The 13,308-nt window shown below is 66.9% G+C and carries 12 protein-coding genes; 7 read left to right on the plus strand and 5 right to left on the minus strand.

All coding sequences use genetic code 11. The features are described 5' to 3' along the window. Positions 1-22: 22 nt before the first annotated feature. The 6 genes from ACRB8A_RS16460 to ACRB8A_RS16485 all read left to right on the plus strand — a co-directional run bounded on the left by ACRB8A_RS16460 (position 23) and on the right by ACRB8A_RS16485 (position 7,205). On the plus strand, positions 23-613 hold the full coding sequence (locus tag ACRB8A_RS16460; protein ID WP_432245130.1) for a hypothetical protein: 591 nt from the start codon (positions 23-25) through the stop codon (positions 611-613). Positions 614-808: 195 nt separating this feature from the next. Next, complete coding sequence (locus ACRB8A_RS16465; RefSeq protein WP_432245131.1) at positions 809-2,455, plus strand: DUF222 domain-containing protein; 1,647 nt, start codon at positions 809-811, stop codon at positions 2,453-2,455. Between the two features lie 176 nt (positions 2,456-2,631). After that, the gene (locus ACRB8A_RS16470; RefSeq protein WP_056598260.1) at positions 2,632-3,366 is read left to right on the plus strand and encodes a class I SAM-dependent methyltransferase; all 735 of its coding nucleotides are present in this window, start codon (positions 2,632-2,634) and stop codon (positions 3,364-3,366) included. Between the two features lie 104 nt (positions 3,367-3,470). Beyond that, positions 3,471-4,496: a LacI family DNA-binding transcriptional regulator gene (locus ACRB8A_RS16475; protein ID WP_056598266.1), complete on the plus strand. Its 1,026-nt coding sequence runs from the start codon at positions 3,471-3,473 to the stop codon at positions 4,494-4,496. 147 nt (positions 4,497-4,643) lie between these two features. Next, complete coding sequence (locus tag ACRB8A_RS16480; protein ID WP_432245132.1) at positions 4,644-4,949, plus strand: hypothetical protein; 306 nt, start codon at positions 4,644-4,646, stop codon at positions 4,947-4,949. A gap of 36 nt (positions 4,950-4,985) precedes the next feature. Continuing rightward, on the plus strand, positions 4,986-7,205 hold the full coding sequence (locus ACRB8A_RS16485; RefSeq protein ID WP_432245133.1) for a penicillin acylase family protein: 2,220 nt from the start codon (positions 4,986-4,988) through the stop codon (positions 7,203-7,205). 123 nt (positions 7,206-7,328) lie between these two features. Here the strand turns inward: ACRB8A_RS16485 and ACRB8A_RS16490 are convergent, their stop codons facing one another. From ACRB8A_RS16490 to ACRB8A_RS16510, 5 genes are all read right to left on the minus strand, one after another. Continuing rightward, positions 7,329-7,508 (minus strand): hypothetical protein, encoded by a 180-nt coding sequence (locus ACRB8A_RS16490; RefSeq protein ID WP_050685589.1) that lies wholly within the window; start codon positions 7,506-7,508, stop codon positions 7,329-7,331. A gap of 1 nt (position 7,509) precedes the next feature. Further along, positions 7,510-8,106 (minus strand): hypothetical protein, encoded by a 597-nt coding sequence (locus tag ACRB8A_RS16495; protein ID WP_432245134.1) that lies wholly within the window; start codon positions 8,104-8,106, stop codon positions 7,510-7,512. Positions 8,107-8,549: 443 nt separating this feature from the next. Further along, a complete protein-coding gene (locus tag ACRB8A_RS16500) occupies positions 8,550-9,590 on the minus strand; it encodes an NAD(P)-dependent alcohol dehydrogenase (RefSeq protein ID WP_050685587.1) in 1,041 nt (346 codons plus the stop codon). A 68-nt stretch (positions 9,591-9,658) separates the two neighbouring features. Beyond that, positions 9,659-10,321, minus strand: coding sequence for an SDR family NAD(P)-dependent oxidoreductase (locus ACRB8A_RS16505; RefSeq protein ID WP_056598278.1), 663 nt, complete (start codon positions 10,319-10,321; stop codon positions 9,659-9,661). Then, positions 10,318-11,622: a multidrug effflux MFS transporter gene (locus ACRB8A_RS16510; RefSeq protein ID WP_285241766.1), complete on the minus strand. Its 1,305-nt coding sequence runs from the start codon at positions 11,620-11,622 to the stop codon at positions 10,318-10,320. Before ACRB8A_RS16510 ends, ACRB8A_RS16505 begins: the two co-directional genes overlap by 4 nt. A 102-nt stretch (positions 11,623-11,724) precedes the next feature. Here ACRB8A_RS16510 and ACRB8A_RS16515 point away from each other — a divergent pair, with 102 nt between their 5' ends. Further along, positions 11,725-12,630, plus strand: a complete 906-nt coding sequence (locus tag ACRB8A_RS16515) for a helix-turn-helix transcriptional regulator (protein ID WP_050685585.1) — start codon at positions 11,725-11,727, stop codon at positions 12,628-12,630. Positions 12,631-13,308: the final 678 nt, after the last annotated feature.

Consider the following 13,308-nt stretch of genomic DNA (forward strand, 5'->3'; position numbering starts at 1 on the left):
ACCCCCTGCATATGCTGGGGTTATGGACGGCAACGAAGCTCCAGGCACGGACGGCAGGGACCCGGTTCCGGCTGCTTCCGGGGCCGCTGTTGAGGCTGGTGACAGGATTGATTCGCTGGCCGTTCCTGCCCCCGGCCAAATTGTCGTACCCCCTGCATATGCTGGTTTTATGGACGGCAAGGAAGCTCCAGAGACGGGCAAGGAAGCTCCAGAGACGGACGGGACGGGCCCGGTTCCGGCTGCCGTTTCCGGGGCTGTTGCGGGGCCAGTGGGTGTGGTGGTTGGCTCGCTCGCGGACGCCATGACGGAACTGAACGCCTTGGTCCAGGTCGCGGATGTTGCGTTGGAGGATGATTGGTCCGGGGAGGACCTGCTGGAGCGGTCCAAGGAAAACCGGTTACAGCGCCTGGGCGTGGTGCGACGGCTCGAATCCGAACTCGCGGCCGTCAAGGCCCTCACCATCGCCGAGTATGTCGGGATCGAGGACGCCCTCACCCCACCGGATCTGGGCATCACCCATCAACGGGCCCGGGAAATCTCCCTGATCGCTGAGGTCGGCGGGATCCTTGGTCTCGGGGCCGGCGCCGCGGCGGACCTGGTCAGCACCAGCTAGCAGCTTGCCGCCACCCAGCCGCTGACGCTCGCGGCACTGGCGGCCGGAGAAATCACCTACCAGCACGCCCGGGTCCTCACCGACGAATGCACCGGCCTGCCCCACGCCGGAACCACCGCCCTCGAAACCCACTTCCTCACCCCCACACTCCCGGATCCCACCCTCCCCGATCCTGCACTCCCGGACCCGATCGATGTGCCTGATCCTGCAGGCATTGACCCGGCAGACCCACTCCTGACGCCTGCCCCCGATCCGGCCACCGGCAGTGTCCTGGCCGGGCGGTGTGTCGCGGCGGTCCTGGTCCCGGGACGGTTACGGGCCAAGGTGCGTTCCTGGCGCGAACGCCACCACCCCGAATCCATCGAAGAACGCCATCACCGATCCGCCGCGGACCGCAGGGTCGAGTTCACCCCGGCCCGGGACGGAATGGCCTGGCTCAGCGCCTGCCTCCCCGCCGCCTCCGCCGAAGCGATCCACAACCGGCTCACCGCGATCTCCCGCGGCCAACAAGGCCCCCACGAAACCCGCACCCTGCCCCAACGCCGCGCCGATAACCTCGTCGAAGCCCTCCTCACCGCCGGACTCACCCCCACACAACACAAACCCACCACCAGCACCGCAGTCACCAGTCCCGCAGCCACCAATGTGGGAGCCGCCGAAGTCAACGCCGGTTCAGATGCTGCCACTGGTTCAGGAGCCGCCGGTTCCACCACCGGCCCGGACTCCGGCCCGGATTCCGGATCAGGCCCGGATTCCGGTTCGGGGGCGCCGTTTACCTCGGCAAGGGCGTGGGGTGATGTTCCGGTACCCAGGGCGCAGGTCCTGATCACCGTCCCGGTCATGGCCCTCCTCGGAGCCACCGAGGAACCCGCGATCCTCGACGGCTACGGACCCATCCCACCCTCCATGGCCAGGGACCTCATCGCCAACGGCGCCGAATCCTTCCACCGCGTCCTGATCGACCCCCGCGACGGCGCACCCCTGGAAATCGGCCGCAAAAACTACCGCCTCACCCCCGCCATGCGCCACTGGCTCCGACTCCGCGACGCCAAATGCACCTTCCCCGCCTGCAACAACAACACGCTCGACAACGACGCCGACCACATCCACCCCTGGCACCACGGCGGCACCACAGGCATCAACAACCTCAACCAACTCTGCCCCAAACACCACCACCTCAAACACAACACCACCTGGACCCCCACCACCGCCACCAAAAACCACCCACCCGGCTGGCTCTCACCCACCGGCCGCTACTACCCCGCCGAACACCCCGACCACGAACCACCCACCTGGCCCACCACCTGGACCCAACAACACCCCACACCCAACACGCCCCAACACCAAGCGCCAGAAACCCCAGCACCAGAACGGCAACAACACCAAGCGCCAGAGCAGCACGCCCAAGAAGCCCTGCCACCTGAACAACACACACCGGAACCATGCGCGCCTAAACATTCGGAACCACCAAACCCCCAGACATCCCGGCCGACAGCAGGAGATCCATATGCTCCGGCGCTGCATGTCCCGGAACAGTCCGCGTCCTGGCCCGAAGCGCAGACCGGTTTCCGTACGGGCGAAGCCCTCGGGAGATCCACCTCCACGGAAACACCTGGCAGCACTCCTCCGAGGCCCGCTGCCAGGCCCCTGGAGTTCAAGCCCGCCCGGGATCCTGGCTCGGCACCCACCCTGGTGTGGGCGCCGGATGCAACTGGCCCGGTTCCGCACTTCGTTCCGCAGATCCCGAAGATCAGTCGGCACCATCGACGCCGGAGATGGCACAAAGAACTGTCGCCCTGCGAAGCAGCCGTCCAGCAGTGCCTCGACAGCCCCGGGAAATGAGAACGGAGAGGGCAACTGGACAACCGGGCAACCGGGCAACTGGACAACCGGGCAACCGGGCAACTGGACAACCGGGCAACCGGGCAGCCGGGCAGCCGGCAGCCTGGACAACCGGGCAGCCGCCCCAGGATCGCCCGGTCTACCCCACACGGATCAGCATGCAATAGCGTTGCTGCATGGCTTCACACCTGACCGACGTTCAACGGGCGGAGCTCTACGACCTCCAGAACACATGGGCACCCGATGACGAGTTCTTCCTGGCGACCGCCAACCAACTACCCACCAGCCGCATCCTGGACCTTGGCTGCGGCACCGGCCGGTTGACGTTGGCTCTTGCAGCTTCGGGACACACCGTGGTTGGGCTGGATCCGGATGCCGGCTCCCTGGCTGCTGCCAGGCGGAAGGACAAAACGTCAGCAGTGACCTGGGTCAACGGAACGTCCAGCGAAGTCGCCGCGGACGGCGGATTCGACCTCGTGGTGATGACGGCCCACGTCGTGCAGGCCATCCACGATAAGGAGGCCTGGGCCAGGACTCTGTCTGACGCCCATAGCGCCCTGGCCCTGGGCGGGCGGCTGGTCTTTGACTCACGCGACCCGGCTGCCCGCGCATGGGAACACTGGACACCAGGGAAAACGCGCACGTCCTTCACCTTGCCTGGCGGAAGCGGGGGCGAAACCTGGAAGGACGCAGGCCCCAACCAGGACGGTAAGGTGACAATCAGCGAACACGTCCATCTGTCCGGCCACACCGCGGCGGTCCATAAGTCGGTCCTCGCTTTCCGGACTGAGCAGGAGCTTCGCAGCGACCTCGGCTCCGCAGGGTTCACGGTGCAGCGGGTGTTCGGCGGCTGGCACAAGGAACCCGTGGGCGCCGGCCGCGGCGAATTAGTGGTCATGGCACGCCGGTAAGACTCCAGACGGAAGGACATGCCACCTCGGTCGGCCGCAACCACTAGGCTGGAGCGGATCCCTCCCGCAGGTGCGGGACTGTACTTGAAGGGGACGCCATACCGATGGTGCAGGACGCATTTGAGCAAGGCCGGCCCAAGGCCGCCACCATCTACGACGTCGCCGCGCTGGCCGGCGTCTCCCATCAGACGGTCTCGCGCTACCTCAAGGACCGGAACACGCTCAAACCCAGCACCCTGGAGCGGGTCGAAAAGGCCCTGGCGGAGTTGGACTACACCCCCAACCTCGCGGCCCGGTCCCTGCGATCGCGCGAGCCGTACCGCGTTGTGGTGGTAGTGCCCGAAGCCTCGCTCTATTTCCCTTCCAGGGTCCTCAAGGGCGCGGCGGCCACCGCCCACGGCAATGGCTACCGCGTGGACGTGGTTTCCATGGAGGGGACCGCTGAAGCGCGGTCAAAACAACTGAACAGCCTCCTCTCCGGCGAGGACATCGCCGGCATCCTGTCCTTCGTCCCGCGTCCCGACGGCGATCCCGGCGCCGGTTCCCGGGTCCCCTTGGTGGTGGCCGGCGAATACGACAACAGGATGCGCGCGCTCGGCAGCATTGCCGACGGCTCCCCTGCCGCGAGCATCGTCAAGCACCTGGCAGCCCTGGGCCACCGGAACTTCTTCCACGTGGCAGGCCCGGACGGCTGGCCATCCGCCCGAAACCGCCATCAGGTCTACGAAGAAACCATCGCGGCCTTGGGCCTGAACTCCCTGGGTGTGGTGGCTGGGGACTGGTCGCCGGCTTCCGGCTACGCGGCGGGGCAGGTGGTGGCGGCAACAACGGACGTCACCGCCGTCGTGGTGGCAAACGACCAGATGGCCGTGGGCGTCATCCGTGCCCTGCATGAGCACGGCATCCCGGTCCCGGGCCGCGTCAGCGTCTTCGGCTGGGACGACACCCCCGAGTCGAAGTACCAGGTCCCGTCCCTTTCGACGGTCCACATGGACCTTGAGCAACTCGGCGCCCGCAGCATGGCCGAACTCATCGCCCGGATCCGCGGCGAACAGTCCCCCGCCGACCCGCTGGAACTGCCCCCCATGGAACTGATTTTCCGGGAATCCACGGGCCCAGTCCGGGCCTGAAGCACGCCCGCAGTCCCACCGGTCGAGCGTCCCGGAATACCGCCGTCGAAAATTCCATTGCAACAATTTTGGCGCTCCGGCCTGCGCACCCTACTCTGTTCTTAGCTAAGCCTTACCTAACTATCGACAGAGAGAAAGGGCACGAACATGGAGGCCATCCTGTTCCCTACTGCGCACAACAGCGACTACCTTTACGGGCTGGCGAGCCACATCTGGATGGGCGACGGCCTGTTCCCGTCAGCACACAACCGCCGCGACGCGTATGCACTTCCGGCCTACGACATCAACGGCCAGTGGTTCTACCCCTCGCGGTACAACAACTTCCTGTCACCGCAGCTGCCCGTGTACCTGCTGGACGAAGGCTTCCTGATGTCCACCGGCCACGGCCCTGAAGAGCCCGGCCTGCCCATCTTCGACGTCCGGTGCATGTGCCTGCCGCAGCTCCAGCAGTGAAAATCACGACGCCGGCACGCGCCAGTGTGCCGCAGCATGCCTGCTGAGACCTTCCGCGACGCGTGGGGCATCCCCCATCTCCGGGCAGATTCCGCCGTCGAACTCGCGTACCTGCAGGGGCAGAACGCAGCCTCGGACCGCTCGTGGCAGATCGAGATGGAGCGCTGGCGCTCTGAGGGCCGGACGGCTGAACAGCTGGGTCCGGAGGGCCTGCTGTGGGACCGGTTCGCCAGGCAGGCGCGGATCGAACACACGGCACGCCTTTGTTTCGAGGCCATGGACGCGAAAACCCGGGCGTGGTGCGCAGCGTATGTGGACGGCGTCAACAATGCTCTGGAGCGCGGCCGCCGCGATGCCCCCGAGTTCCGCAGCAGCCGCACCGCCCCGGACCGCTGGCAGCCGTGGACCCCTCTGGGCGTCTTCCTGGTGCACCACATCCTCTTCAGCACTTTCCCCAACAAACTCTGGCGGCAGCACGTTGCCACTGCGTTGGGCGCTGATGCCGTGGAGCTGTTCAGCATTGAGGCGCCGGTCTGGGCGGGCAGTAATTCGTGGGCAGTGGCGGGCGGCCTGACCGCAACCGGCGCCCCGCTATTGGCCGGTGATCCGCACCGGCTGTTGGAGTTACCCGGGGTCTATCAGCAGGTGCGGCTGGCCTGTCCGGAGTTCGACGCTGTGGGGCTGGCTTTCCCGGGCGTGCCCGGACTGCCGCACTTTGGCCACGCCGGCAAGGCAGCATGGGCTGTCACCAACGCCATGGCTGACTATCAGGATCTCTTCCACGAGCAACTTCGCCCTCACGGCAGTTCCACGCAGGCGCTGGGTCCCGACGGCTGGGAACTTGTGGTCAGCAGCCATCAGGAAATCATTCAGGTCCGTGGCGGCGAATCGGATTCGGTGGACGTTGTGGAGACACTGCGCGGGCCGGTCATTTCCGGCGGGGCCGACGGCGGGGCGCTGAGTTTGCGGATGCCATCGCGGGTTTTGCGGTCCCTGGGCTTCGAGGCTCTGCTGCCTCTCCTGCGCAGCACCTCCGCGGCAGATGTGGAAAAAGCCCTGGAGCAGTGGGTTGAGCCCGTGAACTGTGTGCTCGCGGCCGACAGTGCCGGGAACGTCCGGCAATTGGTGGCCGGCAGGGTCCCTGTCCGCGACGCCCGCAACCGCTCCCACCCCGTACCCGGCTGGCTGCCGGAGCATCAATGGACCGGCAAGTGGGTGAAGTTGCCACGGCAGGCCGTGACCAGGCTGGCCGTGCATGCCAACGATCGGGAATCCGGCGGCGGCAGCCTGACCGGCCTGGAGTTTGCCCCCGCACACCGGGCCCACCGCATCCGCCATCTGCTGGAGAAGGCCGCGGCTGACCAGGGCGGCGGGGCAAGAATGGGGGCAGAACACGGGCCCGGGCCAGGGACCGGAGTAGTGCACGGACCCGGGTCAGGAACTGGGCCAATATCCGGGCCCGGGCCGCACGCCGGTCTGAATGCGGACCACATGCAACGTATCCACCTGGACACCCGCCTGGGCTCTTGGCCCGCCCTCCGCACAGTATTGGCGGACCTGTGCAGCGCGGACCTCCCGCTGTCCGGGCCGGCCGCTGCCCTTCGACGCCAACTGCTGGGCTGGGATGGGCAGATGGACGCAGCAAGTTCCGTGGCGGGAAGCCTGGCCGGATGGCGTTCGGCACTGGTGCTGGCACTGGCCAGGGCCCCGCAGCTTGCTCCGCTGGCTGAACCCTCCGGTTATTCGGCACTCTTCTCGCCCTGGCTGAGCCCGGTGGCCCGGGTGGGGTTCGCCCTGGAAACTGTCCTCGCGGACGGCACCCTCTTTGGCATCGACGTCGCCGCCGCGGCCCGCCAGGCCCTGGAGGAAACAGCGGCAGCCCCTGCCGCCGGACCCTGGGGTGCCAACCACACCGTCCTGCCGTTGCACGCCTTGGCCGACTACCCTGCCAGCGGTGCGGTGCCACCCGGTACCGCACCCACGCAGCTCTCCGGCGACACCAGTTGTGTGCTCTCCACCGAGAGCCTGCCGGGACTCAGCGACGGATCCTTTCGGGGACCTGTGGCCCGTTACGTGTGGGATTTGTCAGACAGGGCTGGAAGCCGGTGGATTGTTCCCTTCGGGGCAGCAGGCAACCCCCACCACCCTCATTTTCAGAGCCAACTGCCGCTGTGGGCTGCGGGCGACCTGATTCCTGTGGTGACCGATTGGGACCAGCTCACCAGGGAGGACCCGCCCGCTGGGTCGGAGTCCTAGCCGGTCCCGGCCGGAGGCACGGGCCGGAGGCACGGGCCGGACGGAGCCACGGCCCGCATTGAGCCACGGCCGGGCCGGAGCCGCAGCCAGGGCCGGGCCGGAGCCGCAGCCAGGGCAGGTGGGCTACTCCTCGCCGTTGTCCTTTGCGTCGAGGTACTTCGCCATGGCCTCGCAGGCCTGGTTCCACCTCGCGTTCAGGGCGTGCCGGCTCAACGGTTCGAGCATGCCGTCCAGGACTTTCTCCATTGCTGCATGTGCGGCATCCAGGGCTCGTTCCTGCGCCGCCGGTGTGTAGTAGTTCATGTCAGTTATTCGTTGCGGCGGCGGACGGGGATGGTGGAATGCTGCTGGGCATCGGCGCGGCAGGCCGTAGCGAGGTGATCATCCGCCGGATGTCCTGGTACTCGGTGGTGTCCATGTATTTCCGGGCCTGTTCCAGATAGGGCAGACCCGCGGCGCCGGGCACCACGTTGTTGTCCGGGTTGAAAAAGGCGCCGAACATGGCGGCGGTTGGCGGCCAGGTAAAGAAGTGGAAGATGGGGCACGCTGAGTCACCCGTGGCCGCCGGCACTGTGGTGATGCCATAGGCCGCGGCCGGGGTCTCAGCCGGTCCCGCTGCTTCAGCATCGCCTCTGGTTTCGAAAACAAACCTCGGCTTAACACCGTTCCGAGCCAGCACGGGAAGTTCCTGCAGCTCCAGCACCTCGTACGGGTACTTTTCCTGACAGGTGGAGCCCGTTGCCATGTTTGTCCGCAGCGTGGCCAGCGGCTTACCGGCCTTATTGGTGACTTCCGCGAAGGCCCCGCCACCCTCAGGCAGTTCACCTGCCGGATCCCGGACGCTCCACGCCTCCGGATAGTCGAACGCCAGTTGCCCGTCCGCCGTCGTAAACGTCTTCAAGGAAGCCCTCGGGGCTGTGCTGGTTGAAGGGGGTGTAGTTGAAGGCGCCGTGGTAGTTGAGGGGCCCGTGGTGGAAGGGGCAGTGATGGACGGGGCAGTGGCGGAAGGCGAAACGGCGGGCGGTGAGGTGGCCTCGACGCTCGGCGGCACCGGTATCCCTACGGGGAGGGTCGACGTTGGCGTCCGGCCCTGCAGGCCGCATCCCGCGAGCGCCACACCCATCAGAATCATTGCGGGGAACAACCCGCCGGACCTTTTCATTTCACCCTCCAGAGAACGGGAAAACCTGTTCTCCCATTGTGGAACTGCGGCTCCGTTCCGGACCCGGCTCCAGGTCATTGCCGCCCAACCGTTGCGGCCGGTCACAAAAGGGCACCTCAGGTTAACGGACGACGGCGGCCCGGTACCAAAGGGAACCGGGCCGCCGTCGCGCAACTCCTGGGTTAGAGGGTGGCGGTGTCGATCACAAAGCGGTAGCGGACATCGGAGGCGAGGACGCGCTCGTACGCCTCGTTGATCTTGTCGGCCGCGATGACCTCGATCTCGGCGCCGATCTTGTGTTCGGCGCAGAAGTCGAGCATTTCCTGGGTTTCGCGGATGCCGCCGATCATGGAGCCGGCGAAGGACCGGCGTCCGCCGATCAGGGCGAACGCGTTCACCGGAAGCGGTTCAGCCGGGGCACCCACATTGACCAGTGCGCCGTCGAGGGACAGCAGCTGCAGGTAGGAGCTGATGTCGATCGAAGCGCTGACGGTGTTGATGATCAGGTCGAAGGACCCTGCCAGCTTCTCGAACGTCTCCGGCTCGCTGGTGGCGTAGTAGTGCTGGGCGCCCAGGCGCAGCCCGTCTTCCTGCTTCTTCAGGGACTGCGAAAGGACCGTCACTTCGGCACCCATGGCTGCGGCGATCTTGACGGCCATGTGGCCCAGCCCGCCCAGGCCAACCACTGCCACCTTCTTGCCTTCGCCGGCACCCCAGTGGTGCAGCGGGGAGAAGGTGGTGATGCCTGCGCAGAGCAGCGGCGCGGCCACGTCGAGGTCGATGCCCTCGGGAATGCGGACCACAAAGTCCTCGGTGACCACAACGTGGGTGGAGTAACCGCCCTGGGTGATGGATCCGTCGCGGTCAACAGCACCGTACGTGCCAACGTTGCCCTTGAGGCAGTACTGCTCCTCGCCCTTCAGGCAGTTGACGCACTCGCGGCACGAGTTGACCATGCAGCCAACACCGACGCGGTCGCCCACGGCGTGCTTGGTTACGGCGGAGCCAACCTCGGTGACGATGCCGGCGATTTCGTGGCCGGGAACCAGCGGGTACTGCTGGGGTCCCCAGTCACCGCGGACGGTGTGGATGTCCGAGTGGCAGATGCCGGCGAACTTGATGTCGATCAGGATGTCGTGGGCACCCACTTCGCGGCGCTCAATGGTGGTGGACACCAGGTCACCTGTGGCGGACGGCGAGGCAAAAGCTTTGACGGTAGTCATGATTCTCCTGTGGTGTTGGGGATAAAAACTGGAGGGTGTTCAGTTATTGGATCTTCGGTTCTGCCCTGTTATTCGAGCGGTGCCAGGAACGTCCGGAAGTCCCCGCGCTCCGAGTGCATCCGCCAAAGGGTTTCGGCAATTGCGTCGGGGTGGTGCGTGGGGTCTCCCCCACCGATTCCGCGGGGAATGATCAGTTGGCCCACGTGGATTCCCTCCGGGGCGAGGGCATCGTGGAGCAGTTGCGCGTAGGCACTCCCGCCGGCGAAGGCGATGGAGGTGCCGGTAACTGCCCCGTTGGGCCTGACCGCGCTGGCGCCGTTGACAAAAAGGACAGTTCCGCCGCCCAAAGTCCGCATGCCGGGGATGACCTGGCGTGCTGCGGTGACGGGACCGTAGATGGAAAACTCTACCGGCCCCACGAGGTCAGAGGCTGCGGTGTCCAGGACCGGAAGCATAAATTCCGGGGCGGGAACGGGGCTGTACTGGAGCACCTCCACCGGCCCCAGTGCTGAGGCGGCACGGTCAAGGGCCCCCTGCAGGGACCCCGGGTCCCGGACGTCGGCGGTTAAGCCAACAGCGTGAATTCCTTCGGCACTGAGGGTACCGGTGAGGGCGTCCAGGTTGTCCTGGTTCCGGGCCAGCAGGGCCACGGCATACCCTTCGCGGCCGAAGCGCCGGGCAACTGCGAGGCCCAGGCCTTTGCCGGCGCCGATGATGGCGATGGTGCTCATGGTGTTGATGCTCCGTTCTGTTGAAGGTTTCCGGGACCGGCGTCGGGATGGCTGTCGCGGCGGGCGTCCCGGCCGGTGTCGGGGCGTGCTTCCTGGCGGGCCAGGACCAGGAGCCCGAACAGCGACAGCAGCGCCCCGCCGATCATGAGCGCAGCCATGGGCACTGCAGTGTCGGTGCCGCCCAATCCCGCGATGGGCGCCACCACCCCTGCCGTGGTCCACTGCACCAGGCCCAGCACTGCGGAACTGGTGCCCGGATGGCTGGGGACTTCGGCGGAGGCGAGGGCGCCGCCGTTCGTGTTGATCAGGCCCTGCGCCACCATGAGTGCGAAAAAACTGCCCATCGCCACCAGCAGCGGGGTTCCCCACCACAGCGCGCCGGCCAGCATGGCCAGGCCCGCGGCGAGCGCGATGACCTGCCCGGTGAGGATCACTTTCCGCGTGGACACCCGCCCTGCCAGGCGTGCGGAGACCAGGGCTGCGATGGTCATCCCGCCGGCGTTGGCGGCGAAAACCACCGAGTAGGCCACCGGGGAGAGCCCGTTCATGTTCTGCAGGATAAAGGCGGACGTGGCCACATAAGCAAACAACGCAATAAAGGCCGACGACGCCACCACCACATAGCCAACAAAGCGGCGGTTGGACAGCACCACCTTCGCCGCCCGGCCGAATTCGCCCAGCCCGCCCGCATGCCGCTTTTCCGGCGGCATCGACTCCGGCACAATCAGCAAAGCACACAGGGCCATCAGGATACCCAGCGCTGCCAGGGTCCAGAACGTCATGCGCCAGCCCGTCAGCTGGAGGATGACGGCGCCCAGCAGCGGGCTGATGATCGGTGCCACGCCGCCGATTCCCATCACCACGTTGAGCACCCGCACCAGCTGCGGGCCGTGGGCCAGGTCCACAATCACGGCGCGGCCGATCACCATGGCCCAGCCACCGCCAAAACCCTGCAGGAAGCGGGCGGCCATCAGGATGCCCACGTCCGGTGAGAGGGCGCAGGCGATCGAAGCGAGCGTCATCAGGATGGTGCCCGCCACCAGCGGCAGGCGTCTTCCTCGCTGGTCGCTGAACGGCCCGCCCACCAGCTGGCCAAGGCCCATGCCGGCGAAAAAGGTGGTTAGCGTCAGCTGCACGGCCGACGCTGTGGTTCCGAACTCGCCGGCAACCCGCGGGAACGCCGGCACGTACATGTCCGTAGCCAGGGGCGCCACAGCGGTCAGGAAAATCACCGTGGCCACCAGCGTAGCCGGGACAGTACCGGCCGACGGCGGCAAGGTGGAGGGGAATCGATTGGGCACCACACCATCAAACAACCCTCCGCAAATCCTAGCGAGGGCCCTGCTGTAACGGGTTCCAGCAGACCCTCCCTAGGGCCTGCCGTTCCGTCGTAACGTGTCCCTATGGATAACCGAGCCGAGGTCAGGACGTTCCTGGCATCCCGCCGTGCCCGCATCACCCCCGAACAGGCCGGCGTGGAATCCTACGGCGGCCGCCGGCGGGTGCCCGGCCTGCGCCGCGAGGAAGTGGCCCGGCTTGCCGGAGTGAGCGTCGATTACTACACCCGGCTGGAGCGCGGGAACCTCAGCGGCGTCTCGGACAGCGTCCTGGACTCCATTGCCCGGGCGCTGGAACTGGACCGCGCCGAGCACGACCACCTCTACGACCTGGCCCGTGCCGCCACCCCGTCGGGCCGGAAACGTCCTGCGGGAACGGCTCCCGCCGGGGTCCGCCCGGTCCTGCAGCACCTGCTGGACACCATCACCGGGGCGCCGGCGTTCATCGGCAACAACCGGATGGATATTGTGGCTGCCAACACCCTGGGCTACGCCCTCTACGCGGACCTGTACCGCGGGGTGTCCCGCCCGGCCAACCACTCGCGGTTCATCTTCCTGGACCCCCGCGCCCATACCTTTTATACCGATTGGGACCGGGCCGCCAACGTCAACGTGGCCATCCTCCGCCGCGACGCGGGCCGCGCCCCGCACGACAAGGGCATCGCCGAACTGGTGGGTGAGCTGTCCATGCAAAGTGACGAGTTCCGCACCCGCTGGGCGGCGCACAACGTCCGCCGGCACTACTCGGGCACCAAATTCTTCCAGCACCCGGTGGTAGGGCTGCTCGAACTGGACTACCAGGTCCTGGACCTGGGTGAAGACCCCGGCCACACCCTGACCGTCTACCCTGCCGTCCCCGGCAGCCCGTCGGAAGAGGCCCTGAAGCTCCTGGCATCGTGGGCCGTGACCGAGAAAATCGTCGAGCGGGCCAGGGAGCAGGTCCGTACAGGGGCCGGCAGCCAGCCGGGGTAGACCTCGCGGGCACGTGATCTCCGCAAGCCGGCACGCTTCACTCGAAAGGTCAGGCGCAGGCCGCAAGCCGGGCTAGATCCCATCGGCCGGCTGATCTCCGCAAGCCGGCACGTTTCCCTCGAAAGGTCAGGCGCGGGCCGCCAGTCACATGAACCCGCGTTGCGGTCCGTGGCGCCCGATTGCCGTCAGAGCCCTCCCGATGGCGCAATAAGAAGCGGCGTTTCCTCCCGTTTCGCCTCCATTGCAGCATGCTGGCCAAGGCCTGCTGAACCGTGCTTAAGTGTTGGAACAGCCGGTCCCAAGGTGTACCGGAAGCAAGGAAGGGACAAAGGAGGACCGATTGCCAGGCACCATCACAACCGCACCCGGCAGCAGCCACGCCTCGCCGTTTTTCCGCACCCCGCTGCCTGGTTTCCGGCGGTCCACCCACTACCGGCGGCAGTCGTGGTGTCTGTCGTCCACCGGCAGCCGGCGTCGAATGTGTCCGGCCTCCTGATCTCCGCCTAGCGGCCCCGCCCGGCCTTCCCGATCCGCCCGCCGACGTCCCACTGGCAAATCCGGCAGAGCAAACCTCACGGAGTAAATCCGGCAGGCCAACGCCGGCAGGCAAACCCAACAGGCAGCCCCTGACCGTGCGGACCGTTCTCCAGCGGTTCTCTTCTCCGGTTTCCCTGGTCG

It is taken from the genome of Arthrobacter sp. G.S.26 (assembly GCF_050847375.1).
In the GTDB taxonomy this organism is placed as follows: domain Bacteria; phylum Actinomycetota; class Actinomycetes; order Actinomycetales; family Micrococcaceae; genus Arthrobacter.

Coding starts and splice junctions, on each gene's coding strand:
- ACRB8A_RS16460 (WP_432245130.1), top strand. CDS start 23: ATGGACGGCAACGAAGCTCCAGGCACGGACGGCAGGGACCCGGTTCCG.
- ACRB8A_RS16470 (WP_056598260.1), top strand. CDS start 2,632: ATGGCTTCACACCTGACCGACGTTCAACGGGCGGAGCTCTACGACCTC.
- ACRB8A_RS16475 (WP_056598266.1), top strand. CDS start 3,471: ATGGTGCAGGACGCATTTGAGCAAGGCCGGCCCAAGGCCGCCACCATC.
- ACRB8A_RS16480 (WP_432245132.1), top strand. CDS start 4,644: ATGGAGGCCATCCTGTTCCCTACTGCGCACAACAGCGACTACCTTTAC.
- ACRB8A_RS16485 (WP_432245133.1), top strand. CDS start 4,986: ATGCCTGCTGAGACCTTCCGCGACGCGTGGGGCATCCCCCATCTCCGG.
- ACRB8A_RS16490 (WP_050685589.1), bottom strand. CDS start 7,508: ATGAACTACTACACACCGGCGGCGCAGGAACGAGCCCTGGATGCCGCA.
- ACRB8A_RS16500 (WP_050685587.1), bottom strand. CDS start 9,590: ATGACTACCGTCAAAGCTTTTGCCTCGCCGTCCGCCACAGGTGACCTG.
- ACRB8A_RS16505 (WP_056598278.1), bottom strand. CDS start 10,321: ATGAGCACCATCGCCATCATCGGCGCCGGCAAAGGCCTGGGCCTCGCA.
- ACRB8A_RS16515 (WP_050685585.1), top strand. CDS start 11,725: ATGGATAACCGAGCCGAGGTCAGGACGTTCCTGGCATCCCGCCGTGCC.